Genomic DNA, 25,776 nt, shown 5'->3' on the forward strand with positions numbered 1-25,776 from the left:
CACTGCCCAGTCACCTAGCTGACATTGCCTGGAAGGAGCCTCTGCGATGCAGGGCGACCCCGAGGTCCTCGAATTCCTCAACGAGCAGCTGACCGGCGAGCTCACGGCCATCAACCAGTACTGGCTGCACTACCGCATCCAGGACAACAAGGGCTGGACGAAGCTCGCCAAGTACACGCGTGAAGAGTCCATCGACGAGATGAAGCACGCGGACAAGATCACCGAGCGCATCCTGATGCTCGACGGTCTGCCGAACTACCAGCGCCTCTTCCACGTGCGGGTCGGCCAGACGATCACGGAGATGTTCCAGGCGGACCGGCAGGTCGAGGTCGAGGCGATCGACCGCCTCAAGCGCGGCATCGAGGTCATGCGCGGCAAGGGCGACGTCACCTCCGCCCGCCTCTTCGAGGAGATCCTGGAGGACGAGGAGCACCACATCGACTACCTCGACACCCAGCTGGAGCTCATCGAGTCCCTCGGCGAGGCGCTGTACATCGCCCAGCTCATCGAGCAGCCGAGCTAGTACCCCTTCGGCCGGACGTCCTAGGCGGCTTCCGCCAGCTCCGGCGCGGGCGCCGGCCCCGGGGCGGCGGCCAGGACGGCCGCGGCGTCGCCCTTGTCCAGCAGCTCCCGGCGGGGGCACGCCCCACGGCCGAGGATGCCCTGGATGGTGCGCACGCAGGAGCCGCAGTCGGTGCCGGCCTTGGTGGCCGAGGCGATCTGGCGGGGGGTGCAGGCCCCGGCGGCCGCGTGTTCCTTGACCTGCTGGTCGGTGATCCCGAAGCAAGAGCAGACGTACACGCGGTTCACCTCCCTGGTGCGGAACGGTTCGGGCCATCCCCTGTTCGGTGAGGCTTACCTAACCGTACCCAAAGCGAGGGTCGCCTGAAAGACCCGGATACGCCGATGGGGCGCGGATCACATCGATCCGCGCCCCATCGTCGTACGACATCGCTTACTGGTCGCGGTACATCTCGGCGACCAGGAAGGCCAGGTCCAGGGACTGGCTGCGGTTGAGCCGCGGGTCGCAGGCCGTCTCGTAGCGCTGGTGCAGGTCGTCGACGAAGATCTCGTCGCCGCCGCCCACGCACTCGGTGACGTCGTCACCGGTGAGCTCGACGTGGATGCCGCCCGGGTGGGTGCCGAGCGCCTTGTGGACCTCGAAGAATCCCTTGACCTCGTCCAGGACGTCGTCGAAACGGCGCGTCTTGTGGCCGGAGGCCGCCTCGAAGGTGTTGCCGTGCATCGGGTCGGTGACCCAGGCGACGGTCGCACCGGACGCGGTGACCTTCTCCACCAGCTCGGGGAGCTTGTCGCGGACCTTGTCGGCGCCCATGCGGACGACGAAGGTCAGCCGGCCCGGCTCGCGCTCGGGGTCCAGGCGGTCGATGTACGTCAGCGCCTCGTCCACCGTGGTGGTCGGGCCGAGCTTGATGCCGATCGGGTTGGCGATCTGCGAGCAGAACTCGATGTGCGCGTGGTCCAGCTGGCGGGTGCGCTCACCGATCCAGACCATGTGGCCGGAGGTGTCGTACAGCTTGCCGGTCCGCGAGTCCGTGCGGGTCAGCGCGCCCTCGTAGTCGAGCAGCAGTGCCTCGTGCGAGGCGTAGAACTCGACCGCCTTGAACTCGGCCGGGTCGGTGCCGCAGGCCTTCATGAAGTTCAGCGCGTTGTCGATCTCCCGCGCGAGCTGCTCGTAGCGCTGCCCCGACGGGGAGGACTTCACGAAGTCCTGGTTCCAGGCGTGCACCTGGCGCAGGTCGGCGTAGCCACCCGTGGTGAAGGCGCGCACCAGGTTCAGCGTCGAGGCCGACGCGTGGTACATGCGCTTCAGCCGCTCCGGGTCCGGGACGCGGGCCTCTTCGGTGAAGGGGAAGCCGTTGACGGAGTCGCCGCGGTAGGTCGGCAGGGTGACGCCGTCGCGGGTCTCGGTGTCCTTGGAGCGCGGCTTGGAGTACTGCCCGGCGATGCGGCCGACCTTCACGACGGGCACGGAGGCCGCGTACGTCAGGACGGCGCTCATCTGGAGCAGCGTCTTCAGCTTGGCGCGGATGTGGTCGGCGGACACGGCGTCGAAGGCCTCGGCACAGTCGCCGCCCTGGAGCAGGAACGCCTCGCCCTTGGCGACGGCTCCCAGACGGGCGCGCAGCTGATCGCACTCACCCGCGAAAACGAGGGGAGGATACGACTCGAGGTCCGCGACGACAGCGCGCAGGGCCTCGGCATCGGGGTACGAAGGCTGCTGCGCCGCGGGAAGGTGTCGCCAGGTCGCCTTGGCGGCGAGGGCATGGTTTTCAGCGTTCACGGTCACCTCGTACACATTACGGCGTCATGCGCCGTGTCCGGCCGGACGCCCACCTGATGAGACGGCTCCCTTCGAAGGTCCGGGACCGCGCGAATGAGCGGAATGCAAGGTTCATATGTCCGGAAAGGCCAGATGCTGCGGTACGGCGCCGCCGTGGGCTAGGGTGCCCCCCATGTACGCGCACGCCAACCTGAACTGGTGGTGGCCCGCTCCCGGCGGCCCACCCCTCTCGCGTACCCACTGACAGCGAAGGCCGCCCCCGGAGGGCGGCCTTTTCCATGTGGCGACACGGGCCGTCCCTCCCTCCGGCACTCCCCGGAAGGACACCCGCCCCATGCCCCAGTCCGTTTTCGACCTCGGCCGGCTCCTCGACGACTCGGCCCCGCCCTTCGCACTGCTGCGCCGCCGCACCCCGGGCCGCGACCACGACACGGTCGAGGTGCTCCTCGGGCCGGTCCACGAGGCCCGCCGGCTCGCCGACCTGCCCGTACGGGAGCTGCCCACCCTCGCGCTCGTACCGTTCCGGCAGATCCGCGAGCGCGGCTTCGACGTACGCGACGACGGCACGCCGCTGGCCGTGCTGACCGCCGAGGAGGCGTACGAGATCCCGCTCGCCGCGGCACTGGCCGGGCTGCCGGCCCATGACGTACGGGTCGCCGGCGGCGGCTTCGACGTCCCCGACGAGGACTACGCGGCCACCGTCGAGCAGGTGATCCGCGAGGAGATCGGCCGCGGGGAGGGCGCGAACTTCGTGATCCGGCGCACCTACGAGGGCCGGATCGGGGGCTTCGGCCGGGCCGACGCGCTCGCGCTGTTCCGCCGCCTGCTGGAGGGCGAGCGCGGCGCGTACTGGACGTACGTCGTCCACACTCCGGACCGGACCCTGGTCGGGGCCAGCCCCGAGGTGCACGTCCGCATGTCCGGCGGGACGGTCGTGATGAACCCGATCAGCGGCACGTACCGCTACCCGGCCTCCGGCCCGACCGCCGAGTCCCTCCTCGCCTTCCTCGCCGACCGGAAGGAGACCGAGGAGCTGTCGATGGTCGTCGACGAGGAACTGAAGATGATGTGCACCGTCGGCGACATGGGCGGGGTGGTCGTCGGACCCCGGCTGAAGGAGATGTCCCACCTCGCGCACACCGAGTACGAGCTGCGCGGACGCTCCTCGCTGGACGTGCGGGAGGTGCTGCGGGAGACCATGTTCGCGGCGACGGTGACGGGATCGCCCGTGCAGAACGCCTGCCGGGTGATCGAGCGGTACGAGAGCGGCGGCCGCGGCTACTACGCGGGCGCGCTGGCGCTGCTCGGCCGGGACGAGGCCGGCGCCCAGACCCTGGACTCCCCCATCCTGATCCGCACCGCCGACATCGCCCCGGACGGGAGGCTGCGGGTACCGGTCGGGGCCACCCTGGTCCGGCACTCGGACCCGCTGACCGAGGTCGCCGAGACCCATGCCAAGGCCGCCGGGGTGCTGGCGGCGCTGGGCGTACGGGCGGCCGCGCCCCGGCCGGCCTTCGACGGGGCCGGGCTGGCCGGTGACCCACGGGTCCGGGCGGCGCTCGCCGCCCGGCGGGCGGACCTGGCGCCGTTCTGGCTCCGCATGCAGGAGCGGCCCTCCGCGGTGGAGGGCCGCGCCCTGGTGATCGACGCGGAGGACACCTTCACCGCGATGCTGGCCCACGTGCTGCGGGTGGCCGGGCTGGAGGTGACCGTACGCCGCTACGACGATCCGCGGCTGCGGGCCCTCGCCCTGGACTGGGACGGCCCGGTCGTCCTCGGGCCGGGCCCGGGCAATCCGGCGGACGCGGCCGACCCCAGGATGCGGATGCTGCGCGCGCTCACGCGGGAACTGCTCGCCTCGCACCGCGGGGGGCTGCTGGGGGTGTGCCTGGGGCACGAGCTGATCGCGGCGGAGCTCGGGCTGCCGCTGGTACGGAAGGCCGCGCCGGCCCAGGGGGCGCAGGTGCCGGTCGACCTCTTCGGCACGCCGGAGGTGGTGGGCTTCTACAACACGTACGCGGCGGCCTGTGACGCGGAGGCGGAGGCGGAGCTCGCGGCGCACGGGGTCGAGGTGTCCCGGGACGCCGTCACGGGGGAGGTGCACGCGCTCCGCTGCGCGGCGCGGGGGTTCGCGGGGGTGCAGTTCCACCCGGAGTCGGTGCTGACCCTGCGGGGGGCGGAGGTCCTGGCGGCCCTGGTCCGCTCGGTGGCGAGCGCCACCGCCGAGCCGATGTAGTGCGGGGGGGGGCGACGCCGGGGGCGGGTGCGGCCCGTAGCCCTGCGGGGCCGGTCCCCTACCCGCCCTTCCACCGTTCCCCGGGGCTCCGCCCCGGACCCCGTACGGGCGCTGCGCGCCCGGTGCGCTCAAACGCCGCGCGGGCTGGAAATTCGCTGCGCGAATTCCAGCCCCGCCGGCGTTTGAGGCGCGGGTCCGGGCAGCGCCCGGGGAACGGTGGAAGGGCGGGTAGGGGACGGCCCGCCGCAGGCGCCCCGACGCCCCGCACCCGGCACCCGGCACCCGGCACCCGGCACCCGGCACCCGGCACAGATCAGCCCCCGGGAGGAACAAGGGTGTTCTCGGAGCGGCGCCCCGCCAGGTAGTCCCCCACGTTCCGGACAGTGGCGTCCACGATCTGCTCCACCGCGTCCAGCGTGTAGTACGCCTGGTGGGACGTGACGACCACGTTCGGGAAGGTGACCAGCCGGGCCAGGGTGTCGTCCTCGACCGCCTCCAGGGACCGGTCCGTGAAGAAGACCCCGGCCTCCGCCTCGTACACGTCCAGCCCCACCCCCCTGAAGCGCCCCGCCCGCAGCTCCGTGACCAGGGCGTCCGTGTCGATCAGCCCGCCGCGGCTGGAGTTCACCAGGATCGCGTCGTCCCGCATCGCCTTCAGCGCGGCCGCGTCGACGATGTGGTGCGTGGACTCCACCAGGGGCACGTGCAGGCTGATCAGGTCGGCGGCCGCGAACAGCTCGTCCCTGTCCACGTACCTCATGCCCAGCTCCTCGCACGCCGGGTTCGGCGCCAGGTCCCAGCCCAGCAGCTCCATGCCGAAGCCGTGGGCGATCCGGGTGAAGGCCTCGCCGATCTTTCCGGTGCCCAGGACGCCCGCCGTGCGGCCCCGCATGTCGCGGCCCATCAGCCCGTTCAGGCGGAAGTCGAAGTCCCGGGTGCGGTTGGAGGCGCGGACGACGCGCCGGTTCACGGCCATGGCCAGGGTCCAGGCGAACTCCGCCACCGAGTAGGGGGAGTAGTACGAGACCCGGCCGACGGTCATGCCGAGCTCCCGGGCCGCGTCCAGGTCGATGTTGTTGAAGCCGGTGGAGCGCTGCGCGATCATCCGGGTGCCGCCGGCCGCGAGGGTGCGCAGGACCCGGCCGTGCAGGTCGGCGTTGACACTGGAGGAGACGACCTCGTACCCGGCGGCGATGGGCGCGGTGTCCTCGCTCAGGAACACGTCGAGGCAGCGGACCGCGTGCCGGCCCTCGAAGTGGCGCTCGAAGGCGCGCTCCAGGAGCGGCTTCTCGTCGGCGGTCACTCCGAAGGCCAGGATCTCCACACTCGCTCCCACAGCTGGTCGGACCACGGGTCGTTCGTCACGATACGACCCGTCGCCCGCCCCGGCGCGTTCAGCCGAAGAAGACCCCGACCTCCTCGTACAGCGCGGGGTCGACCGTCTTGAGCTTCGCGGTGGCCTCCGCGATCGGGACCCGGACGATGTCCGTCCCCTTCAGCGCGACCATCTTGCCGAAATCCCCGTCGCGCACCGCGTCGATCGCGTGCAGTCCGAAGCGGGTCGCCAGCCAGCGGTCGAAGGCGCTCGGAGTGCCGCCGCGCTGGATGTGCCCGAGGACCGTCGTACGGGCCTCCTTGCCGGTCCGCGCCTCGATCTCCTTGGCGAGCCACTCGCCCACGCCCGACAGCCGCACGTGCCCGAAGGAGTCGCGGGAGACGGCGTCCTTGAGGACCAGGTCGCCGTCCTTGGGCATGGCCCCCTCCGCGACCACCACGATGGGGGCGTAGCTGGCCTTGAACCGCGAGGTCACCCACGCGCAGACCTGCTCCACGTCGAAGCGCTGCTCGGGGATGAGGATGACGTTGGCCCCGCCGGCCAGGCCCGAGTGGAGGGCGATCCAGCCGGCGTGCCGGCCCATCACCTCGACGACCAGGACCCGCATGTGGGACTCGGCCGTGGTGTGCAGCCGGTCGATGGCCTCGGTGGCGATGCCGACGGCCGTGTCGAAGCCGAAGGTGTAGTCGGTGGCCGAGAGGTCGTTGTCGATGGTCTTCGGCACGCCGACGCAAGGGACGCCGTACTCCTCGTACAGCCGGGCGGCCACGCCGAGGGTGTCCTCGCCGCCGATCGCGACGAGTGCGTCGACCTCGAACTTCGCGAGGTTCTCCTTGATGCGGCGGACGCCGTTCTCTGTCTTGAACGGGTTGGTGCGCGAGGAGCCGAGGATGGTGCCGCCGCGCGGCAGGATGCCACGGACGGCGGGGATGTCCAGCGGGACGGTGTCCCCCTCGACCGGCCCGCGCCAGCCGTCCTTGAAGCCGACGAACCCGTATCCGTACTCCTGCGTGCCCTTGCGGACGACGCCCCTGATCACCGCGTTGAGCCCGGGGCAGTCGCCGCCGCCGGTGAGCACTCCGACCTTCATGGAATCTCCCTTCGCCATGACGGCCACGCTAGTGGTGACCCAGGTCACAGCGAGGGGCCTGGAAGAGACAATCCCGGTGGAACTACGGGGCGTTGCGTACGCCCGTTCACTCGTACGGGGAAGCGGGGTGGAAGTAAGTACGACGTACGGACGGGTTACGCGTCGTCGAGCCCGCGCTCTATCGCGTACCGGACGAGCTCCACCCGGTTGTGCAACTGGAGCTTGCCCAGGGTGTTCTGGACGTGGTTCTGCACCGTGCGGTGCGAGATGACCAGCCGCTCCGCGATCTGCTTGTACGAGAGCCCCTTGGCCACCAGCCGCAGCACCTCGGTCTCCCGGTCGGTCAGCTGCGGGGCCTTGGGCACGTCCGGGGCGGCCGGCGCCGGGTCGGTGGCCAGGCGCCGGTACTCGCCGAGGACGAGGCCGGCCAGCCCCGGGGTGAACACCGGGTCGCCGGCCGCCGTGCGGCGGACCGCGTCGATCAGCTCCTGGGCCCCGGCCGACTTCAGCAGGTAGCCGGTCGCGCCGGACTTCACCGCTTCCAGGACGTCGGCGTGCTCGCCGCTCGCCGACAGGACGAGCACGCGCAGCGCGGGATCGGCGCCGACCAGCTCCTTGCAGACCTGGACCCCGGGCATGCCGGGGAGGTTCAGGTCGAGGACCAGGACCTGCGGGCCGGCCGCGCGGGCCCGGCGTACCGCCTCCGGCCCGTCGCCGGCCGTCGCGACGACGTCGAACCCGGCGGCGGCCAGGTCGCGGGCCACCGCGTCCCGCCACATCGGATGGTCGTCCACGACCATCACCTTGATGTCCTGGAGTTCGCTGCGGTCGTCGTTCACTGGGTCCTCCCCCTCGGTACTTTCAGTTCCACTTCCGTGCCCTGGCCGGGGACGGACACCAGCTCGGCGCTGCCGCCGAGGTCGCGCAGGCGTCCCCGGATGGACAGGGCCACGCCCATGCGCCCCTCGCCCTCCGCCTGGTCGAGCCGGCCGGCCGGGATGCCCGGGCCGTCGTCCCGTACGGTCACGATCACCTCGTCGCCCCAGTCCTCGACCAGGATCCAGGCGCTGGCCCCGTCCCCGGCGTGCCTGCGCACGTTGTCGAGGGCCGCGCCGACCGCCGCCGCCAGCTCCCGCGCGGCGGGCGCCGGCAGCGGCACCGGGGTGCCCGGCTCGGCGAAGCTGACCCGGGAGCCCGCGTGCGGGGCGAGCAGGGAGCGCAGGTCCAGCTCGCCCTCGTCGGCGCCGGGCTCGTCCACCTCGTACGTGTCCACCAGCGCGCCCAGCGACCCGTCGCGCGAGACCCGGGAGGGGCGGACCAGCCCGCTGGAGACCAGCGTGCGCAGCGCCACCTCCTGCTCGCCCGCCATCCGGCCGAGTTCGGCGGCCTCGCCGCCCAGTTCGGTGCCGCGCCGCTGGACCATGGCGAGGACCTGGAGGACCCCGTCGTGGATGTCGCGGGCGAGGCGCTCGCGCTCGCGGGTGGCGGCCTCGATCTCCAGCGCGCGGGCGAGGGTGGCCTCACTGGCCCGGGCCACCTCGACGACGTACCCGATGGCGATGGAGGCGACCCAGACCAGCAGGACGTTGTGCAGGGTGTCCCGGGTGGGGTCTCCGCCGTGGATGACGAGGTTGGCGGCGGCCACGAAGGTCGAGGCGAAGCCCGCCCAGCGCCAGCCGCCCTTGAGGGCGAAGGCGAGGACCGAGCCGGCGGTCCAGATGCTGGGGAGGGTGGGGCCGCCCCCCGTGATCCGCTCGTGGGTGTCGGCGATGGGGGTGAGCAGGATGCCGGCCAGCGCGACGGCCAGATCGGCGACGAGGAAGCCCTTGGTGCAGCTGGCCGCGTTCGCCACCCGGCGGTGGGTGGCCAGCGTCCAGACGGCGAGGCAGGCGAGGTAGCCGGCCGCGGTCCCGGGGTGGTCGAAGGTGCGGTAGGCCGCCGCGAACAGCAGGACCGCGTAGACCATGGTGAGCAGCCGGTACGCCGTCAGCGCGCGCCACAGCGGCTGCTCGACCGACATCCGTACGACGCGCTCGCGCTTCGCCATTTCCCCCACCCCGTTCCCGCGGGCGCGCCCGTCGCGCCCCGCCCTATGCGGGGCCCGAATCCCCCTCGGCGTCCTTCTCCGCCTTGGCCGCCTTCTCGGCCGCCCTGCCGCTCTCCTTGGCGGCCTTCTCCGCGTCCGCGATCTGCCGCTTGGCGGCCGTCGCGTAGATGTCCACGTACTCCTGGCCGGAGAGCTTCATGATCTCGTACATGACCTCGTCGGTCACCGAGCGGAGGATGAAGCGGTCCCCGTCCATGCCCTGGTAGCGGCTGAAGTCCAGCGGCTTGCCGATGCGGATGCCCGGGCGCATCAGCTTGGGGACCACCTTGCCGGGGGGCTGGATCTTCTCGGTGTCGATCATCGCCACCGGGATCACCGGAGCGCCGGTGGCGAGCGCCACCCGGGCCAGGCCGCCGGGCTTGCCCCGGTAGAGACGGCCGTCGGGCGAACGCGTCCCCTCGGGATAGATGCCGAACAGCTCCCCGCGCTCGATGACCTCGATGCCGCTCCTGACGGCGGCCTCGCCGGCGCCGCGGGCGCCGGAACGGTCCACGGGGAGCTGCCCGACGCCCTTGAAGAAGGCCGCCGTCAGCCTGCCCTTGACCCCGGGGGAGGTGAAGTACTCGGCCTTCGCGATGAAGGTCACCTTCCGGTCCAGTACGGCCGGCAGGAAGAAGGAGTCGGAGAAGGACAGGTGGTTGCTCGCGAGGATCGCCGGCCCCTCGGCGGGAATGTTCTCGAGGCCCTCCACCCACGGCCTGAAGGCGAGCTTCAGGGACCCCCCGATGGAGAACTTCATTGCGCCGTAGATCAACTCGAAAGCCTTCCTGTGTCTGTCGAACAGACCTTATCCCCTGCCTCCGCGCGGGAGCGCCCGACGGCCCTGGTCGGTGTCATCCCGGTCGCGTACGGTGAAGTCACACAGCGCAACGCACCCCCCACCCTTCGAAGGAGACCCTGGTGCCCGTCCTCCCTGGAGCAGAGCCGTTCCGCCACGAGGGCGGAGAGGTGGGCGTGCTTCTCTGCCACGGCTTCACCGGTTCGCCGCAGTCGCTGCGCCCCTGGGCCGAGTACCTGGCCGAGCGCGGGCTCACGGTGTCCCTGCCGCTGCTGCCCGGGCACGGGACGCGCTGGCAGGACATGCAGCTCACCGGCTGGCAGGACTGGTACGCGGAGGTCGACCGCGCGCTGCGCGAGCTGCTGGAGCGGTGCACGCAGGTGTTCGTCTTCGGGCTCTCGATGGGCGGCGCGCTGACGCTGCGGCTGGCGGCCCGGCACGGGGACGCGATCAGCGGGATCGTCCTCGTCAACCCCGCGAACAAGGTGCACGACCCGCTGGCCTTCGCCCTTCCGGTGGCCCGGCACTTCGTCCGGTCCACGGCGGGCATCGCGAGCGACATCGCGAAGCCCGGTTCGGTGGAGGTCGGCTACGACCGGGTCCCGACCCGGGCCGCGCACTCGCTGCGGAAGTTCTTCCAGCTGGTGGACACCGAGCTGCCGCAGGTGACGCAGCCGCTGCTGCTGCTGCACAGCCCCCAGGACCACGTGGTCCCGCCGGTGGACTCCGCCCGGATCCTGGCGCGGGTGTCGTCGACGGACGTCACCGAGACCCTGCTGGAACAGAGCTACCACGTGGCGACGTTGGACCACGACGCGGAGCGGATCTTCGCGGACAGCCACGCGTTCATCGGGCGGCTCGCGAAGAGTGTCGGCAGGGAGGGGGCGGCCAGCGGTGGCTGAGCACGAGGAGTCCTCCGGGGGCGTGCCCCCACTGGACGAGGAGGCGGCGTGGGCGGCGATCGTCGCCGGGTACGGGCTGGAACCGCCGGACCCGCCGGGGGCGAGACCGTTCCGGCCGATCGAGAACCTGATGCTGCCGGAGGAGGACGTGAAGCCGGAGCCCGCGGCGGCTGACCCGGAGCCGGATCCGGGGGCGAAGCCGGGGCCGAAGCCGGGACTGGGCAGCTCGGTGACGTTCGCCCCGGGCGTGGGCGTCAGCGTGCCGCTGCCGACCCCCGGCCCGCGCGACCACTCCCCCGAAGAGCCGGCGGACGAGGAGCACTTCGTCCCGCCGGAACCGGAGCTGCCGCACGCGGACACGACGACGAAGTTCGCGTGGCTGGCGGTGGTCGGCGGGCCGGTGCTCCTGCTGCTGGCGGTGCTGCTCCAGTGGGACATGACGTGGTGGCTGACCACCCTGGGCATCGGCGGCTTCCTGGGCGGCTTCGCCACCCTGGTCGCCCGCATGTCGGGCGGCGACGACGACGATGACGACGACCCGGGGCGGGGCGCGGTGGTGTAGGGGGACGCCGGGGAGCGCGGCCCGCCAACCCCACCCGCTCTCTGTGTGCGGGCCGGGGGCCTGGGAGCGGCGTCCTGCCTGGACCGTCTCAGGGCTGGTTTGGGGGGTTCCCGTCAGTCCCATCGTCATTCCGGTTCGGGCCGGTCCCTCAAGGGCGCTCCCTTCGGTCGCGTCGCTTCGCGATTTCGCTGCGCTCAACCCTTGACCGACCGCCCCGCCCCGGAAAGCCGAAAGACTGCCGGGAACCCCCCAAAAGAACGGTCACCAGGGAGAGGTCCGAGGAGCGGGTCTCTCAGGGACGAGGCGAGGGGCCGGGGGCATGGCCTCCCGGGCATCCGGACCCGCCCATGGCCTGGCCCACCGCCGGGGGCCCGACTGCCTGCACGAAACGCTGACCACACCCCCCTGCGGAGCCCCCAGGCGCAGCAGATCGCTACACGCCTCTCCGGTCTCGGCGACTGCTGGCCGTCCGGGGCTGGTCGTGGGCGGGTACGACGTTGGCGATGGCAGTGGTGAACTCGCGGCCTGAGGCGCCTCGGATGTAGGCGAGCTCCATCCAGCGCTCGATGCCGGTGTCGGAGACGTTCTCGTTGATCACGGCCATGAGGACGCCCTCGACACCCGAAGCGATGTCGCGAACGCGCCGGCGGAGGAGGCGGTGGGGCACGTACTCGTAGCACTCACTCATCGCACGCCGCCTCGAAGGTGCCGAGGAAACGCTCCCAGCCGGCCTGAGCCCGGCCGAGCAGATCAGTACTCGGTGCGATGGTCTCGGCCATGGTCTTCGGTTGGCCGTCACCGCTGCTGTCCACGGGGATCTGAGACATGCGCGCTCCTCCTTGCTGACGCTCAGTAGCAGAGCAACTACGAGCCTACTCGCAGCGTTTCTGTGAATCAAGAAAAATTACTAGTCGCAGGAAGTGTGCGTGCCTGCGAGACTGTCTGCGACTCGGAAGGAGCACGTATGAGCGAGGGGTTCGGTCTGGTTGTGCGCTTCTCACTGCGCGATCAGGAAGCCGCGGAGGCATTCGACGAACTGTGTGCGATCACCCTGGAGGGCATCAGGAGTTCGGAGCCCGGAACGCTGACCTATGTGGTGCACGTGCCGGAGGGTGAGCCTCTGGTGCGCGTCTTCTACGAGCTGTACGCGGACCGTGCGGCTTTCCACGTCCACGAGGCGCAGCCACACACCAAGCACTTCCTCGCCCAGCGGGACCAGTACCTTGCCGGTGTCGAGGTCACGTTCCTCGACGCGATCGCTGGAAAGGTGGCGACACGGCAGTGAGTTCAGAGGAGCGGCGCGTCTTCGGGGCGCGCGTGGCCGATCTACGCAAGCAGAAAGGCATGACGCAGGGAGAACTCGCTGCGGCCATCGGTCGCACGGCGAGCTGGCTGTCGCAGGTCGAGCGGGGTATCCAGCCGGTCAACCGGCTGGACGTGCTGCGGCTTCTCGCTGACGGCCTTGGCGTGCCGCTCCAGGTCCTCCAGCCCGACGCGCCGCCTCTGGCCGCGGTGTCTCCTTCGCCTGCACCGGAGACGAACGACCTCGATCAGGCCCGTCTGGTGCTGTCCGGACATCCCGCGCTCGATGTCCTCCTCCATCCGTGCCAGGACTTCCAGCCGGACGACCTCCTGGACCTCCGTTCGTCGGTGGACAGGATCTGGACACTCACCCACAGCGCTCGGTTCGCAGAATTGAGTGCGGACATAAGTGCGTTGGTCCCGAAGCTGGAGCTGGCCTGCCGTACGGCGTCGCCTGATCACACACCCGAACTGCACGATCTGCTGGCCAGGACCTATCAAGCCCTGGCTGCAGCCTTCGTGCGCCAGCACGAGGCAGATGCAGCGTGGGTCGCGGCGGATCGGGCGATCCGAGCGGCCGAGCTTTCAGGCGACCCGCTGAGCGTGTTCGCCGGGATCTACCGCCTGTGCCACGCCTTCGTACGCCTTAAGCACCTCGACCAGGCGGAGCGCGCCGCGACCAGGGCCATCAGCGCCCTCGAAAGCACTCGAGCCGACGAGCCCCAGCACCTCTCCGTCCTGGGATCGCTGCACCTGGTGCTGGCGCTCGTGCACGCCCGCGCAGGTGAAAGGTCTTCCGCGCGGCAGCAGATCGAGGCCGCTCGAAGCGTCGCCCGACGGCTGGGTGAGGACCGCAACGACTTCAACCTCGAGTTCGGCCCCACGAACGTGGAGATCCAAGCCGTTTCGACCGCAGTCGACCTCGGAGACGCCGGCGAGGCCCTCGACCTGTCCAAGGGACTTCAAGCGGACGGCTTGTCCACCGAGCGGCAGGCGCGCCTGCTGATGGACATGGGCCGGGCCCACGCACAGCGCCGCCAGCACGCGGACTCCCTGGACTGCCTGCTGCGCGCCGAGGAACTGGCACCTGAGATGATCCGCACCCACCTCGCAGCCCGGACGGCCGTCAGGGACCTCATGCTCAGCGCAGGCCGCACCGCATCCGACGAACTGCGCGCCCTCGCCGAACGCACGGACAGCCTCGCTTGAGAGCGATGACGCGTTGAGGGCACCGGTGCGGCCGGCCGACTTGAGGACTTGACCGAGCCGGAGGACTGGTCGGTGGCTCCATGGCCGCTCGTTTCGGGCTGTCGCACCAATTGGCCAGCATCGGGAACATCAAGGCCATGAGCACGGGGCCGTCCAGACCTTTCAGCCGGTGACCAAGGAGCGAGCACGCGTGGGCGACAAGCAGCAGACCATCACCGAGGATCAGTGGCGCAGGACCAAGCTGGTCTGGGACTACCACCTCATGGGCCACCAGCTCCGTCCGGTCGACGTGGCAATCGGCCTCGGTAGCCATGACCTGGGCGTCGCCCAGGCCACTGCCGACCTCTACCACCGAGGACTGTTCCCGACCGTGGTCTTCACCGGCGGCAACAGCCCCACCACGAGGAACCGTTTCCCTCGTGGCGAGGCCGTCCACTTCCGCGAGCACGCCCTCGAACTCGGCGTTCCGGACGAGGCGATCCTGGTCGAGCCGAACGCCGCGAACACGGGCCAGAACATCACCCTCACCCGCGACCTTCTGGCCTCGGCCGGCATCGTCCCCACAACGGTGATGCTGATCGCCAAGCCCTACATGGAGAGGCGCTCCTTCGCCACCGCCCGCAAACTGTGGCCCGACGTCGAGATCATTTGCGCATCCGAACCGCTGGAGCTGGACGACTACGTCAAGAGCATCGGCGACGAGAAGCTCGTGATCGACATGCTCGTCGGCGACCTCCAGAGAGTGATCGAGTACCCCCGGCAGGGCTTCGCCATCTTCCAGGACGTACCAGAGGACGTACGTACCGCATACGAATCCCTCATCCACGACGGCTTCACCAGCCGTCTCATCACCTCCTGAGCAGCCGAGGCACCTGACCACTTCCCACCTCTCCCTGATCAACGTTTGGTGCGGGTATCAGCCCAAGACGGCCGCCGGACGCCAAGCCGGGAGGAGCGCGTAGCGATCTGACGCGCTTGGGGGCACCGCAGGGGGCGTGGTCGGCGTTTCGTGCAGGTAGCCGGGCCCCCGGCGGTGGGCCAGGCCGTGGGCGGGCCCGGCCCCCGGCAGGCCATGGCCCGGTCCCTCGCCTCATCGCTGAGGGAGCCGCTCCGCTTCTCCTGCCCCATGACCGTTCTTTTGGGGGCTTCACGGCAGTCTTTCGGCTTTCCGGGGCGGGGCGGGCTGTCAAGGGTCGCCGAAGGCGATCACGCAGTGACGCGAGCGCAGCGAGCGCCCTTGACAGGCCGACACGACACGGAACGACGATGGGACTGACGGGAAACCCCCAAACCGGCTGTGAGACCACCCCACGGGCTTCCGCTCCCCGGCCACTCACCTGCACCCGGGGGCGGTGGGCAGCCACCGACCCGCCCCCACCGCCTCGAGGGGGAGATAGCGGGCCCGCACCGGCATCACACCGCCGGTAGCCGGAGCGGGCCCGCGCCCCGCCTCACACCGCCGGCACCCGGAGGGTCGCCAGGACCGGGAGGTGGTCGGTGGCCGAGCGGAGGTCGCGCTGCGTCACCCCCGCCAGCCCCGCGGGAACCCCGCAGGTCAGCACCTCCACCCCCCGCGAGGCGAACACCGCGTCGATCCGCCGGTCCGGCGCCGCCGACGGGAACGTGTCGCCCCCGCCCCACGGGGACACCGTCCAGCAGTCCTGCAAGGCCCCCGACAGGCGGCCGAAGGCCGGGCCGCCCGCCGCCTCGTTCACGTCCGCGGCCGCGATCACGTGCGGCGCGCCCAGCCCCGCGACGCGCTCCAGGAGCAGGTCCGCCTGCGCCCGCCGCTCCCCCGCGTCCAGCGACAGGTGCGCGCTGACCACTCCGACCCGGGCCGCCCCGAAGCGGACCACCGCGGTCGCGAAGCCCCGCTGGTGCAGGCCGGGGGTGCGCGGCAGAAGGACGTCCTCGGTCCGCTCCACGAAGGCGCGCAGCGAGCACAGCAGCAGCGGCCCGGCCGCCGTCGCACCCCCGCCCAGCACCACCAGGTCGGTCTTCGCGGCCAGCCTGGCCGCGTGCTTGCGCCAGCGGAAGAACCGCGGCGCCTCCTGGACGAGTACCAGGTCCGGCGCGCAGGCGCGGATGACCCGCGCGAGCGCGTCCTCGTCGTCGCGCAGCGAGCGGATGTTATAGCTGAGCGCCCGGATCACGGCTGAACCGTCGGGCTCGGTCACGGACTTCGGCGGCATGTGCAGCATGGGAGGCAGCATGTGAGGCAACATACGCAGCTGCCCGCCGCTCCCCCAGGGGGCACGGCGGGCAGTCACGGCCGAAAAGCGGGGGCGTCAGCCCTGGCGGGCCAGGTCCGCCGCGCCCACGAGCCCGGCCTTGCCGCCGAGCTGCGCGGCCAGCACCTGCGCGTGCGGGCGCCACGCGCCGCCGACCAGCCAGCGCTTGAAGGACTTGCGGATGGGGTCGAGGACGAGGTCGCCCTCGTCGGAGACGCCGCCGCCGACGATGAACGCCGACGGGTCGAAGAGCGAGGCCAGGTCGGCCAGGCCCGCGCCGGCCCAGCGGGCCAGCTCGCGGAAGGCGTCGATGGCCACGAGGTCCCCGGCCCGGGCGGCCTCGCTGATGTGCTTGCCCTCGATGCCCTCGGCGGTGCCGTCACCCAGGCCCAGCAGGACGGCCGCGTTCTCGGGGGTGGCGTTGGCGCGCTGCTTCGCGTACCGGACGAGGGCGCGCCCGGAGGCGTACTGCTCCCAGCAGCCCTGGCTGCCGCAGCCGCACAGCAGGCCGTCGGGGACGACCCGGATATGGCCGAACTCCGCGGCCACGCCGAAGCGGCCGCGCCGCAGCTTGTTGCCGATGATGATGCCGCCGCCGAGGCCGGTGCCGAGGGTGATGCAGATGACGTCCTCGTGGCCCTGGCCGGCGCCGAAGCGGTACTCGCCCCAGGCGGCGCAGTTCGCGTCGTTCTCGACGACGACCGGCAGGCCGATGCGCTGCTCGACCTTGTCCTTGAGGGGTTCGTGCCGCCAGTTGATGTTCGGCGCGAAGAGCACCGTGGCGCGCTTGTCGTCGACGTATCCGGCGGCGCCGATGCCGACGGCGTCGATGGTGTGGTTGCTGCTGACCTCGGAGACGGCGGTGCAGATCGCCTCCGTCACGCCGTCCGCGGTCGGCGGGGTGGGCACCTTGTACGTCTCAAGGATGGTGCCCTCTTCGTCGACCACGCCGGCCGCGATCTTCGTGCCGCCGATGTCGACGCCGATGGTGAGTCCCATTAGTCCCTCGGTTTCCGGTCAAGCCCCGCCACGGCCAACCGTACCCGAGGCCGGCGGAGGTTCAGTCGAGATCGATCCGCTCGGCCGGGCCCGTACCGGGGCCCTCGTCGCCCTCGTCGGAGGACGTGCGGGGGGCGGGCGCCTCGTCGCGGGTCCAGCGGCGCTCGTGGCCCTCGACGGCCGAGCGGTAGGCCGCGAGCAGCTCGGACCCGGCCGCCGCGAGGTGGCCGAAAACCTCCGGGTTGCGCTCGACCACGGGCTTGGCGGCGGTCTTGGCCTGGTTGACGAACTGGCGTACGGCGTCCTGGGCTGCGGCGCCGAGGAGCGGGTTGTTCAGGGAGGAGACCTTGTCGGCGACGGCCTCGAAGAGCTTGTACAGCTCCTCGGCGGCCGTTCCGGTGCCGGGCCCGGTACCCGTGCCGGAGCCCTGTTCCCTGCGGTGGCGGCGCTCCTTCTCGGCGGCGAGGTCCTCGGCGCAGGCCCGCGCCCAGGCGTCGTCGTCGGTGGGGCGGTCGGTGGCCTCGCTCATGGCGGACTCTCCTGGCGGCAGCTGCGGTAGGTCTCCCTTCGACGTTACCCGAACGGCGGTACGGATCTCAGCGCTCCCGGGGCCACAGCCGCGGGTCGGGGGTGAAGCGGACGCGGAGGGAGCCGTCGGCGAGGGCGGCTCCGGAGACGGTGCAGCGGCGCAGGGCCGAGGGCAGCGGAACGATCCTGCGGTGCGGGCCCACCGCGATCAGGAGCTCGTCCCCGCGCCGGATCAGGTCGAGCTCGCTCTTGCGGGCGCGCGGCAGCGGGATCGCCCAGACGAGCACCCCGTCCTCGGCGAGGCGGTCCTCGACGCTCCAGCCGGGGCCCGGTGCGGGGACGGCGGCGACGGCGGCGGGGGCGATGCCGCGGGCGGCGCCGAGGACCTCCAGGTCGTCGGTGCCCCGGGGGTCCCGGCCGAGGTGGGCCAGCTCGACGACGGGGAGGTCGCGGCCCCACTCGGCCAGGAACTGCCGCTGCTGGGCGGCGATGCCCGCCGCCCAGGGGTCGGCGGCGGCGGAGCCGGGCGGCACGAGCCGGTTGGCCACCAGGGCCTCGACGCGCAGCTCGTGCAGGGCCAGGCCGAGCATCCCGGTGCGCAGGGCGTCGGCGGCGGCGGGGCCGGGTTCGGCGATCAGGCGGACGCGGGTGGTGCCGGCCTCCACGACGGCCTGGACGGCGGCCAGCTCCTCGTCCCAGCGGGCGGCGGTCTCGTACAGCCACTGGGCCGGCATCGGCACCCCGGCCAGCTGGGCCAGTACGGGCCGCAGGGCGCGGGCCGCCTGGCGCTCGGCGGGCAGCAGCCGGGCGAGGTAGCGGCGCAGCTGGGCCGGCAGGGCGAGGGTGGCCACGGCCTGGTGCAGCGGGGGCATGTCCACGACGACGAGGTCGGTGCCGGGCGCGGCGGCGGCCCTGCGCAGGCCGCGGAGCAGGGCGAACTGTTCGGCGCCGGGCAGCTCGGTCAGCTCCTCGGCGCCGAGGGGGCGGCCGCCGAGCATGCCGAGGAGGGTGGCGCCGCGGTCCTGGAGGGCGGCGAGTTCGGTGCGGAACTCCTCGCCGGAGTCGATGGGGGCGAGCCGGAGCCGGGGGTCGGGGCTCGTCTCCCCGAGGGGCGCGCCGTCGCCGCCGGAGAGCAGCAGCACCCGCTGCCCGGCCCGGGCGGCGGCGAGCGCGGTCGCGGCGGCGACGGTGCTCCGTCCTGCCCCTCCGGGGCCGGTGACGAGCAGGGTGTGCATGGCTGTGCCTCTCGTTGTGCTCCGCTCGTTGTGCTCCGCGCAGCGGCGGCCGCCCGCGGACGACGGACCGTCCCGGCGGCCGGGCCGGGCCCCGCTCCCGGCCGGCGGACGGGGTCCGGCGCGGCGGTGCGGGCGGCGCGGCGGAAAAGGCCGGCCCTCAGGCGCGGGCGGCGCGCCGGAAAAGGGCGGGCCTCAGGCGCGGGCTTCCACGCGCTTCTTCAGGCCGGCCAGCGCCCGGTCGATGATGACCTTCTCCGCCTTGCGCTTGATCATGCCCAGCATCGGGATCTTGACGTCCACCGTCAGCTGGTACGTGACCTCCGTGCGGCCGCCGTCCAGCGGGGCCAGCCGGTAGGAGCCGTCCAGCTGCCGCAGCATCTGGGACTTGTCCAGCGTCCAGCTGACCTCGTCCGCGCCCTTCCAGCTGTACGCCAGCGTGTGGTCGTCCTTGATCGCTCCGGCGTCCAGCAGCAGGCGGACCTTCTCGGCGCGGCCCTCGGCGTCGGTGGCCAGCACCTCGGCCTCCTTCACCTCGCCGGTCCACTCCGGGTAGCGGGCGAAGTCGGCGATCACGGCCATCACGTCCGCCGGGGAGGCGTCGATCGTGATGCTTGAGCTGGTGTGTTCCGCCATCGCGGTGGCTCCTCCGGGTTGGGGGCACCTCCCAGCGGTAGCTGGGGGAATGTCGAGGAAGTGTGCGGCCTGCGGCCGCCGCGTGCAGGCTACCGTGCGTGCGGAGGTCACCACTCCAGGGCCCACGGCCTTCCCGTGGCGGCGAAGTGCCCGACGTTCACGCACTCGGTGCCGGCGATCCTGGCCCGCCGCGCCAGCGGCTGGTGGACGTGCCCGAAGAGCGCGTACCGGGGCCGGGTGCGGCGGATCGCGGCCAGCAGGGCCTCGCTCCCGCGCTCGAACCGGCGCGCGACGGTGTCGTAGCAGAGCTCGGGGACCTCCGGCGGGATGTGCGAGCAGAGCACGTCCACCTCGCCCAGGGCCTCCACCTTGGCCGCGTACTCCTCCTCGTCGACCTCGTAGGGCGTGCGCATCGGCGACGGCAGGCCGCCGCCGACGAAGCCGAAGACGCGGCCGCCGATCTCGACCCGCTGCCCGTCGAGCACGGTGGTGCCGGGGGCGGCGTACTCCTGCCACAGCCCGGGGACGTCCACGTTGCCGTACGTGGCGTACGTCGGGCTGGGGAAGGCCGCGAACATCTGCGCGTACTGCCGGCGCACCGCTTCCTCGATCAGCCGCTCCCTGTCGAGCCCGTCCCACAGGCTGCGGCCGAATTCGCGCGCTTCCGCGAAGCGCCGCGCCGTGCGCAGCTCGACGATGCGGTGGGCGTTCTCGACGCCGAAGAGGTCGGGGAAGATGCCGCGCGAGTGGTCGGCGTAGTCGAGGAAGAGCACCAGGTCGCCGAGGCAGACGAGCGCGTCGGCGCCGTCGCCGGCCCGCGCGAGCGCCTCGGTGTTGCCGTGGACGTCACTGACGACGTGGACCCGCGTACGACTCTTCCTGCCACCCATGGCTGCCACCCTAGGGCGGCCCGGCTCCGGCCGGGTAGAGGGCGGGTCGCAGGCGGCCGGACCTGCGGTTACTTCCGAGTCTCGAACACGGTCGACTACTGTCGGCAGCGTATTGGCGGGTCTTGCGGCGCATCGCGATGTACAGAATGTGACGCACGGAACATCTGGCCGGTTCCCTCTATCGGGAACCCACTACCGGTGGGTAACGTCCGGTCGGTCCACACGGTGGCGATGGCGCCCAGAGGAGCAGCAGTCTTGCGCGAGTTCAGCCTTCCGGCCCTGTACGAGGTCCCGTCGGACGGGAACCTGACGGATCTCGTCCGCCGCAACGCCACGCAGCATCCCGACACCGCCGTCATCGCCCGCAAGGTCGACGGCCGGTGGCAGGACGTGACGGCGACGGAGTTCCTCGCCGAGGTGCGGGCCGCTGCCAAGGGCCTGATCGCGGCGGGCATCGAGCCCGGCGACCGGGTCGCCTTGATCTCCCGCACCCGCTACGAGTGGGTGCTGTTCGACTTCGCGATCTGGACCGCGGGCGGCGTCACCGTCCCCGTGTACGAGACCAGCTCCCCCGAGCAGGTCCAGTGGATCCTGGGCGACTCCGGGGCCGTCGCGGTCATCGTGGAGAGCCCCGCGCACAGCGCGACCGTGGCCTCGCTGCGCGACCGGCTGCCGGAGCTGCGCGAGGTCTGGGAGGTCGACCAGGACGCCCAGGGCGTGCTGGCGGCCGCCGGTGCCAAGGTCACCGACGCCGAGGTGGACGCGCGCAGCGCCCTCGCGGTCGCCGACGACCCGGCCACGATCGTCTACACCTCGGGCACCACCGGCCGCCCCAAGGGCTGCGTGCTGACCCACCGCAACTTCTTCGCCGAGTGCGGCAACGTGGTGGAGCGGCTGAAGCCGCTCTTCCGCACCGGCGAGTGCTCAGTGCTGCTGTTCCTGCCGGCCGCGCACGTCTTCGGGCGCCTGGTGGAGGTGGCGGCGGTGCTGGCGCCGATCCGGCTGGGCTGCGTACCGGACATCAAGAACCTCACCGACGAGCTGCAGTCCTTCCGGCCCACGCTGATCCTCGGCGTGCCGCGCGTCTTCGAGAAGGTCTACAACTCGGCGCGCGCCAAGGCCCAGGCGGACGGCAAGGGCAAGATCTTCGACGCGGCCGCCGAGACGGCGATCGCGTACAGCCGGGCGCTGGACACCCCCTCGGGCCCGTCCTTCGGCCTGAAGCTCAAGCACAAGCTGTTCTCCAAGCTGGTCTACTCCAAGCTGCACACGGTCCTCGGCGGGCGCGGCGAGTACGCGATCTCCGGCGGCGCCCCGCTGGGCGAGCGGCTCGGCCACTTCTTCCGCGGCATCGGCTTCACGGTCCTGGAGGGCTACGGCCTGACGGAGACCTGCGCGGCCACCGCCTTCCTCCCGTGGGACAAGCAGAAGATCGGTACGGTGGGCCAGCCGCTGCCCGGCTCCGTGCTGCGCATCGCCGACGACGGCGAGGTGCTGGTGCACGGCGAGCACGTCTTCAAGGAGTACTGGAAGAACGAGGCGGCCACCGCCGAGGCGATGACGGACGGCTGGTTCCACACCGGTGACGTCGGCACCCTCGACGAGGACGGCTACCTCAAGATCACCGGGCGCAAGAAGGAGCTCATCGTCACGGCGGGCGGCAAGAACGTCGCCCCCGCGGTGATCGAGGACCGGATCCGGGCGCACGCGCTGGTCGCGGAGTGCATGGTGGTCGGCGACGGGCGGCCGTTCGTGGCCGCGCTCGTCACCATCGACGAGGAGTTCCTCGGCCGGTGGGCCGCGGAGAACGGCAAGCCGGCCGGGGTGACGGCGGCGGAGCTGCGCGAGGACGCGGAGCTGGTCGCCGCCGTCCAGAAGGCCGTCGACGACGGCAACGCGGCGGTGTCCAAGGCGGAATCGGTGCGGAAGTTCCGCATCCTCGGCTCGCAGTTCACGGAGGAGTCCGGCCACATCACGCCGTCGCTGAAGCTCAAGCGGAACGTGGTGGCGAAGGACTTCGCGGACGAGATCGACGCGCTCTACCGGGGCTGAGACCCGCGGCTGGGACCAGGGGCTACGGCCCGGGCTACGGCCGGGCGAGGATCCGGTCCATGTTCCGCTCGGCGAGGGCCGTGATCGTCACGAACGGGTTCACGCCGAGCGAGCCGGGCACCAGTGAGCCGTCGAGCACGTACAGCCCCTGGTACCCCTTGACCCGCCCGTAGGCGTCGGTGGCCTCGCCGAGGACGCAGCCGCCGAGCGGGTGGTAGGTGAAGTCGTCGGCGAAGGCCCGGTTGTCGCCGAAGAGGTCGTGGCGGTAGACCGTGACGTTGCGGCGGTTGATGCGGTCGAAGAGGTTCTTGGCCGCCGCGACCGCCGGGGCGTTCTGCTCCCGCCTCCAGTCGAGCCGTGCCGAGTCGCTCGCGGCGTCGTAGGTGAAGCGGCCGCGCTCGGGGTTCCTGGTGATGGCCAGGTACATCGAGATCCAGTGCTCGATGCCCATGGGGAGCGGGGCGATCTCCGCGAAGACGGGGTTGGCCGCGTTGTCCCAGTCGTCGATGCCCAGCGCGGGCATGGTGGCCTGGTTGCAGCCGACCGTGTCCCAGAGGTGGTTGGCCCGGGCGGTCATGACGTTGCCGTTGGGGCCCCAGCCGAGCCCGACCTTCTCGCTGAGCGCGGGCAGCGTGCCGGTCTCGCGGGCGCGCAGCAGGATCTCGGTGGTCCCCAGACTTCCCGCCCCCAGGAACAGCTGCCCGCAGCCGAGTTCGCGGACCTGGGTGACGCGGCCGGCGACGTCGCTGGTCCGTACGGTCAGCACGTAGCCGCCGGCCGGGTCCTGCCGTACGCCGACCACGTGCTGCATGGTCTCGATGGTGACGTTGCCGGTGCCGAGGGCGGCGGCGAGGTAGGTCTTGTCGACGCTCTTCTTGCCGTGGTTGTTGCCGTAGATGACCTCGCCCGCGAGCGCGGAGCGGGGGGCGGTGCCGGCGGCCTCGCGCTTCATGTGGTCGAAGTCGTAGACGTTGGGCACGAAGGTGGTCTTCAGGCCGGTGTTGTGGGCGTGTTTGCGGGAGGTGCGGGCGAAGCGGTACCACTCCGTGGACTCGAACCAGGCGGGGTCGATGTCGTTGACGCCGAGCATGGCGCGGGCGCGGGGGTAGTACGTGCCGTACATCTCCTCGGCGTCCACGCCCGGGAACACCTCGGTGAAGTACGAGCGTCTGGGGGTCGGCGCCATGCCGCCGTTGACGAGGGAGCCGCCGCCCACCCCCCGCCCCACGTAGACGGACATGTCCCCGTGGTGCACGCGGTCGAGGACCCCGGGGTAGGGGCTGATGTCGCGGTTGACCACGTCGAGCCAGAGGAACTGCGCGAGCGGGGCCTCGGTGCGGTTGCGGAACCACATGGAGCGGTGGTCGGGCGCGGAGGTCGAGGGGAAGACCTTGCCGTCGGGGCCGGGGGTGTCCCACAGCCGCCCCATCTCGAGGACGACGGTACGGACGCCCGCCTGCCCGAGGCGCAGCGCGGCGACGGCGGATCCGTAGCCGGAGCCGACGACGACGGCGGGGGCGTAGTGCGCGGCGGGGGGCTCGGCCGCGGTGGCGCTGCCGAGGCCGATCCGGGTGAGCCCGAGGGCGGCGGCGGTACGGAGGGCGTTGCGGCCGAGTTGACGGCGCGTCAGATTGTGTGTCATGGGCGCATCATGAGCGGGTTCCGCTCAACCGGCCATAACGCGCACTGCCATGCATGTGAGTAACAGTCAGACATGTTCGGACCGTAGCCGGGTGGCGGCGGACGGCCTCCGGTCTGCACGATTCCGCCCGGGATTGTCCTTGCCGGACCGGCAATGCCGTCTTCTGCCCCTTCTTGACGCGCCAGCCGTCGGACCCGGGGCGGGGGCCAGTGGGGCGTGGGTGCGTGGGCCGCTGCGCGGGGCTGGTCCCCTCCCCGCCCTTCCACCGTTCCCAGGGCTGCGCCCGGACCCCTCCTGGGGGCTCCGCCCCCAGACCCCCGCGCCTCAAACGCCGGCGGGGCTGTTGAACAGCCCCGCCGGCGTTTGAGGCGACGGGCGCGCAGCGCCCGTACCGGGGTCAGGGGCAGAGCCCCTGGGAACGGTGGAAGGGCGGGGAGGGGCCGGCCCCGCGCAGCGACCCACCGCCCGCAGGGGAGCACCGGACCCAGCCCGCCAAGTGACCCCGGCCCCCGGCCCGCCGGACGGAGTCCGGCGCAGCGGGGCGAAGCCGGTAAGGCCGCCCGCGGCCGAGCCGCGCGAGCGCCGGGTAAAAAACTTCAGAGTAGCTCGCGGAGGCCCTCGGCCAGGTGGTCCCAGCGCCACTGGCGCTCGACCCACGCTCGCCCCGCCGCGCCCATCCGCGCGCGCAGCTCCGGGTCGAGCAGCAGCGCCACGATGCGGTCCGCCGCGTCCTCCGGAGCGCCGCCCCGGACCACCCAGCCGGTCTCCCCGTCCCGCACCGCGTCCGGCGCCCCGCCCGAGTCGCCCGCGACCACCGGCAGGCCCGTCGCCGACGCCTCCAGGTAGACGATGCCGAGCCCTTCGACGTCCAGCCCGCCCCGCCGGGTCCGGCACGGCATCGCGAAGACGTCGCCGGCGCCGTAGTGGGCGGGCAGTTCGGCCCACGGGACCGCGCCCGTGAAGACGACCGAGTCCGCGACCCCCGTCGAGGCGGCCAGCGCGCGCAGGTCCGCCTCGTACGGTCCGCCGCCCACGATCAGCAGCACCGCGTCCGGCACCGCCGCCAGGATCCGCGGCATCGCCTCGATCAGGGTGTCCTGCCCCTTGCGCGGGACCAGCCGGGAGACGCACACGACCACCGGCCGGTCGGTCAGCCCCAGCCGGGCGCGGACCTCCGGGCCGCCCGACCCGGGGTGGAAGGTCTTCTCGTCGACCCCGGGCGGGAGTCGGACCATCCGCGCCGCCGCCCGCTCCGTCACCGCCGAGGCGATCCGCGAGCGCGTGTACTCCCCGAGGTAGGTCAGCGTGTCCGTACCCTCGCCGATCCGCCGCAGCAGCTGCCGCGCTGCCGGCAGCTGCGCCCAGCCCGCCTCGTGCCCGTGAGTGGTGGCGACGATCCGCCGCGCGCCCGCCCGGCGCAGGGCCGGGCCCATCAGCCCGAGCGGGGCGGCCGCTCCGAACCACACCGACTCGCAGCCGTGCTCGCGCAGCAGGGACACCGCCCGGCGGGTCACCCGGGGCGTCGGCAGCAGCATCGTCGTACGGTCGCGCACCACCGGGAACGGCTGTTCCGCGTCGAAGGCGGCGGTGGCCTCGCGGCCCTCCGCCCCGTGCTTCCAGGTGGAGGCGTAGACAACGACCCGCTCAGGGTCCAGGCGCAGCGCCATGTTGTGCAGGAAGGCCTGGATGCCGCCGGGGCGGGGCGGGAAGTCGTTGGTCACGATCAGCGTCTTGTGCAT

Annotated in this window: 25 protein-coding genes; 8 read left to right on the forward strand and 17 right to left on the reverse strand. The window is 72.1% G+C overall.

Annotated features, from left to right (window positions below):
* Positions 1-46: 46 nt before the first annotated feature.
* Positions 47-523, forward strand: coding sequence for a bacterioferritin (gene bfr, locus ACZ501_RS01575; RefSeq protein ID WP_468791679.1), 477 nt, complete (start codon positions 47-49; stop codon positions 521-523).
* Positions 524-543: 20 nt separating this feature from the next.
* On the opposite strand, the gene ACZ501_RS01580 is transcribed toward bfr, so the two are convergent.
* Together ACZ501_RS01580 and ACZ501_RS01585 are read right to left on the reverse strand one after the other, a co-directional pair.
* Positions 544-810 (reverse strand): (2Fe-2S)-binding protein, encoded by a 267-nt coding sequence (locus ACZ501_RS01580; RefSeq protein WP_361608652.1) that lies wholly within the window; start codon positions 808-810, stop codon positions 544-546.
* Between the two features lie 145 nt (positions 811-955).
* The gene (locus ACZ501_RS01585) at positions 956-2,320 is read right to left on the reverse strand and encodes a class II 3-deoxy-7-phosphoheptulonate synthase (protein ID WP_468791681.1); all 1,365 of its coding nucleotides are present in this window, start codon (positions 2,318-2,320) and stop codon (positions 956-958) included.
* A 319-nt stretch (positions 2,321-2,639) separates the two neighbouring features.
* Between ACZ501_RS01585 and ACZ501_RS01590 the strand changes: the two genes are divergently transcribed.
* Complete coding sequence (locus tag ACZ501_RS01590) at positions 2,640-4,541, forward strand: anthranilate synthase family protein (RefSeq protein ID WP_468791683.1); 1,902 nt, start codon at positions 2,640-2,642, stop codon at positions 4,539-4,541.
* Between the two features lie 313 nt (positions 4,542-4,854).
* On the opposite strand, the gene ACZ501_RS01595 is transcribed toward ACZ501_RS01590, so the two are convergent.
* From ACZ501_RS01595 to ACZ501_RS01615, 5 genes are all read right to left on the reverse strand, one after another.
* Positions 4,855-5,865 (reverse strand): 2-hydroxyacid dehydrogenase, encoded by a 1,011-nt coding sequence (locus ACZ501_RS01595; RefSeq protein WP_468791684.1) that lies wholly within the window; start codon positions 5,863-5,865, stop codon positions 4,855-4,857.
* A gap of 70 nt (positions 5,866-5,935) precedes the next feature.
* Positions 5,936-6,967, reverse strand: coding sequence for a 6-phosphofructokinase (locus tag ACZ501_RS01600; RefSeq protein WP_362466371.1), 1,032 nt, complete (start codon positions 6,965-6,967; stop codon positions 5,936-5,938).
* Positions 6,968-7,122: 155 nt separating this feature from the next.
* Positions 7,123-7,767: a response regulator transcription factor gene (locus ACZ501_RS01605; RefSeq protein WP_362466368.1), complete on the reverse strand. Its 645-nt coding sequence runs from the start codon at positions 7,765-7,767 to the stop codon at positions 7,123-7,125.
* A gap of 35 nt (positions 7,768-7,802) precedes the next feature.
* Complete coding sequence (gene macS, locus ACZ501_RS01610) at positions 7,803-9,014, reverse strand: MacS family sensor histidine kinase (protein ID WP_468791686.1); 1,212 nt, start codon at positions 9,012-9,014, stop codon at positions 7,803-7,805.
* A 43-nt stretch (positions 9,015-9,057) separates the two neighbouring features.
* Positions 9,058-9,813, reverse strand: a complete 756-nt coding sequence (locus ACZ501_RS01615; RefSeq protein WP_468792647.1) for a lysophospholipid acyltransferase family protein — start codon at positions 9,811-9,813, stop codon at positions 9,058-9,060.
* A gap of 161 nt (positions 9,814-9,974) precedes the next feature.
* On the opposite strand from ACZ501_RS01615, the gene ACZ501_RS01620 reads away from it, so the two are divergent.
* Positions 9,975-10,754 (forward strand): alpha/beta hydrolase, encoded by a 780-nt coding sequence (locus ACZ501_RS01620; RefSeq protein ID WP_361606580.1) that lies wholly within the window; start codon positions 9,975-9,977, stop codon positions 10,752-10,754.
* Positions 10,747-11,316 (forward strand): hypothetical protein, encoded by a 570-nt coding sequence (locus ACZ501_RS01625; RefSeq protein ID WP_361606583.1) that lies wholly within the window; start codon positions 10,747-10,749, stop codon positions 11,314-11,316. The genes ACZ501_RS01620 and ACZ501_RS01625 overlap by 8 nt, the downstream gene beginning before the upstream one ends.
* 433 nt (positions 11,317-11,749) lie before the next feature.
* Here the strand turns inward: ACZ501_RS01625 and ACZ501_RS01630 are convergent, their stop codons facing one another.
* Both ACZ501_RS01630 and ACZ501_RS01635 read right to left on the reverse strand, forming a co-directional pair.
* Positions 11,750-12,004, reverse strand: a complete 255-nt coding sequence (locus ACZ501_RS01630; protein WP_468791688.1) for a hypothetical protein — start codon at positions 12,002-12,004, stop codon at positions 11,750-11,752.
* A complete protein-coding gene (locus ACZ501_RS01635; protein WP_468791689.1) occupies positions 11,997-12,143 on the reverse strand; it encodes a hypothetical protein in 147 nt (48 codons plus the stop codon). Before ACZ501_RS01635 ends, ACZ501_RS01630 begins: the two co-directional genes overlap by 8 nt.
* A 137-nt stretch (positions 12,144-12,280) precedes the next feature.
* Between ACZ501_RS01635 and ACZ501_RS01640 the strand changes: the two genes are divergently transcribed.
* The 3 genes from ACZ501_RS01640 (at position 12,281) to ACZ501_RS01650 (ending at position 14,686) form a co-directional block, all read left to right on the forward strand.
* Positions 12,281-12,601, forward strand: coding sequence for a putative quinol monooxygenase (locus ACZ501_RS01640; RefSeq protein ID WP_468791691.1), 321 nt, complete (start codon positions 12,281-12,283; stop codon positions 12,599-12,601).
* Positions 12,598-13,827, forward strand: a complete 1,230-nt coding sequence (locus ACZ501_RS01645; RefSeq protein WP_468791693.1) for a helix-turn-helix domain-containing protein — start codon at positions 12,598-12,600, stop codon at positions 13,825-13,827. The genes ACZ501_RS01640 and ACZ501_RS01645 overlap by 4 nt, the downstream gene beginning before the upstream one ends.
* A 190-nt stretch (positions 13,828-14,017) precedes the next feature.
* Entirely contained in the window at positions 14,018-14,686 is a 669-nt protein-coding gene (locus ACZ501_RS01650; protein ID WP_468791695.1) for a YdcF family protein, read from the forward strand.
* Positions 14,687-15,278: 592 nt separating this feature from the next.
* On the opposite strand, the gene ACZ501_RS01655 is transcribed toward ACZ501_RS01650, so the two are convergent.
* From ACZ501_RS01655 to ACZ501_RS01680, 6 genes are all read right to left on the reverse strand, one after another.
* Complete coding sequence (locus ACZ501_RS01655; protein WP_362466400.1) at positions 15,279-16,040, reverse strand: endonuclease/exonuclease/phosphatase family protein; 762 nt, start codon at positions 16,038-16,040, stop codon at positions 15,279-15,281.
* A gap of 75 nt (positions 16,041-16,115) precedes the next feature.
* A complete protein-coding gene (locus ACZ501_RS01660) occupies positions 16,116-17,057 on the reverse strand; it encodes an ROK family glucokinase (protein WP_361606607.1) in 942 nt (313 codons plus the stop codon).
* Between the two features lie 61 nt (positions 17,058-17,118).
* Complete coding sequence (locus ACZ501_RS01665) at positions 17,119-17,586, reverse strand: DUF5304 domain-containing protein (RefSeq protein WP_361606610.1); 468 nt, start codon at positions 17,584-17,586, stop codon at positions 17,119-17,121.
* Between the two features lie 67 nt (positions 17,587-17,653).
* Positions 17,654-18,820 carry an ArsA family ATPase gene (locus tag ACZ501_RS01670; protein ID WP_468791697.1) on the reverse strand — a complete coding sequence of 389 codons (1,167 nt, stop codon included), beginning with the start codon at positions 18,818-18,820 and terminating at the stop codon, positions 17,654-17,656.
* Between the two features lie 192 nt (positions 18,821-19,012).
* Positions 19,013-19,453 (reverse strand): SRPBCC family protein, encoded by a 441-nt coding sequence (locus ACZ501_RS01675; protein WP_361610680.1) that lies wholly within the window; start codon positions 19,451-19,453, stop codon positions 19,013-19,015.
* A 107-nt stretch (positions 19,454-19,560) separates the two neighbouring features.
* Complete coding sequence (locus tag ACZ501_RS01680) at positions 19,561-20,343, reverse strand: metallophosphoesterase family protein (RefSeq protein ID WP_361610678.1); 783 nt, start codon at positions 20,341-20,343, stop codon at positions 19,561-19,563.
* Positions 20,344-20,598: 255 nt separating this feature from the next.
* Between ACZ501_RS01680 and ACZ501_RS01685 the strand changes: the two genes are divergently transcribed.
* Entirely contained in the window at positions 20,599-22,395 is a 1,797-nt protein-coding gene (locus ACZ501_RS01685) for an AMP-dependent synthetase/ligase (RefSeq protein WP_361610676.1), read from the forward strand.
* 34 nt (positions 22,396-22,429) lie between these two features.
* Here ACZ501_RS01685 and ACZ501_RS01690 read toward each other — a convergent pair whose 3' ends face one another.
* Together ACZ501_RS01690 and ACZ501_RS01695 are read right to left on the reverse strand one after the other, a co-directional pair.
* Positions 22,430-24,037: a GMC oxidoreductase gene (locus ACZ501_RS01690; RefSeq protein WP_468791699.1), complete on the reverse strand. Its 1,608-nt coding sequence runs from the start codon at positions 24,035-24,037 to the stop codon at positions 22,430-22,432.
* Positions 24,038-24,633: 596 nt separating this feature from the next.
* Positions 24,634-25,776 carry a glycosyltransferase family 4 protein gene (locus tag ACZ501_RS01695; protein ID WP_468791701.1) on the reverse strand — a complete coding sequence of 381 codons (1,143 nt, stop codon included), beginning with the start codon at positions 25,774-25,776 and terminating at the stop codon, positions 24,634-24,636.

Source organism: Streptomyces sp. NPDC034085 (assembly GCF_055575555.1).

Excerpts from the sequence above, each read along its gene's own strand:
- bfr (WP_468791679.1), top strand. The coding sequence starts at position 47 with ATGCAGGGCGACCCCGAGGTCCTCGAATTCCTCAACGAGCAGCTGACC.
- ACZ501_RS01590 (WP_468791683.1), top strand. The coding sequence starts at position 2,640 with ATGCCCCAGTCCGTTTTCGACCTCGGCCGGCTCCTCGACGACTCGGCC.
- ACZ501_RS01600 (WP_362466371.1), bottom strand. The coding sequence starts at position 6,967 with ATGAAGGTCGGAGTGCTCACCGGCGGCGGCGACTGCCCCGGGCTCAAC.
- ACZ501_RS01605 (WP_362466368.1), bottom strand. The coding sequence starts at position 7,767 with ATGGTCGTGGACGACCATCCGATGTGGCGGGACGCGGTGGCCCGCGAC.
- macS (WP_468791686.1), bottom strand. The coding sequence starts at position 9,014 with ATGGCGAAGCGCGAGCGCGTCGTACGGATGTCGGTCGAGCAGCCGCTG.
- ACZ501_RS01615 (WP_468792647.1), bottom strand. The coding sequence starts at position 9,813 with ATGAAGTTCTCCATCGGGGGGTCCCTGAAGCTCGCCTTCAGGCCGTGG.
- ACZ501_RS01630 (WP_468791688.1), bottom strand. The coding sequence starts at position 12,004 with ATGAGTGAGTGCTACGAGTACGTGCCCCACCGCCTCCTCCGCCGGCGC.
- ACZ501_RS01635 (WP_468791689.1), bottom strand. The coding sequence starts at position 12,143 with ATGTCTCAGATCCCCGTGGACAGCAGCGGTGACGGCCAACCGAAGACC.
- ACZ501_RS01640 (WP_468791691.1), top strand. The coding sequence starts at position 12,281 with ATGAGCGAGGGGTTCGGTCTGGTTGTGCGCTTCTCACTGCGCGATCAG.
- ACZ501_RS01655 (WP_362466400.1), bottom strand. The coding sequence starts at position 16,040 with ATGCTGCCTCCCATGCTGCACATGCCGCCGAAGTCCGTGACCGAGCCC.
- ACZ501_RS01660 (WP_361606607.1), bottom strand. The coding sequence starts at position 17,057 with ATGGGACTCACCATCGGCGTCGACATCGGCGGCACGAAGATCGCGGCC.
- ACZ501_RS01665 (WP_361606610.1), bottom strand. The coding sequence starts at position 17,586 with ATGAGCGAGGCCACCGACCGCCCCACCGACGACGACGCCTGGGCGCGG.
- ACZ501_RS01670 (WP_468791697.1), bottom strand. The coding sequence starts at position 18,820 with ATGCACACCCTGCTCGTCACCGGCCCCGGAGGGGCAGGACGGAGCACC.
- ACZ501_RS01675 (WP_361610680.1), bottom strand. The coding sequence starts at position 19,453 with ATGGCGGAACACACCAGCTCAAGCATCACGATCGACGCCTCCCCGGCG.
- ACZ501_RS01680 (WP_361610678.1), bottom strand. The coding sequence starts at position 20,343 with ATGGGTGGCAGGAAGAGTCGTACGCGGGTCCACGTCGTCAGTGACGTC.
- ACZ501_RS01690 (WP_468791699.1), bottom strand. The coding sequence starts at position 24,037 with ATGACACACAATCTGACGCGCCGTCAACTCGGCCGCAACGCCCTCCGT.
- ACZ501_RS01695 (WP_468791701.1), bottom strand. The coding sequence starts at position 25,776 with ATGCACAAGACGCTGATCGTGACCAACGACTTCCCGCCCCGCCCCGGC.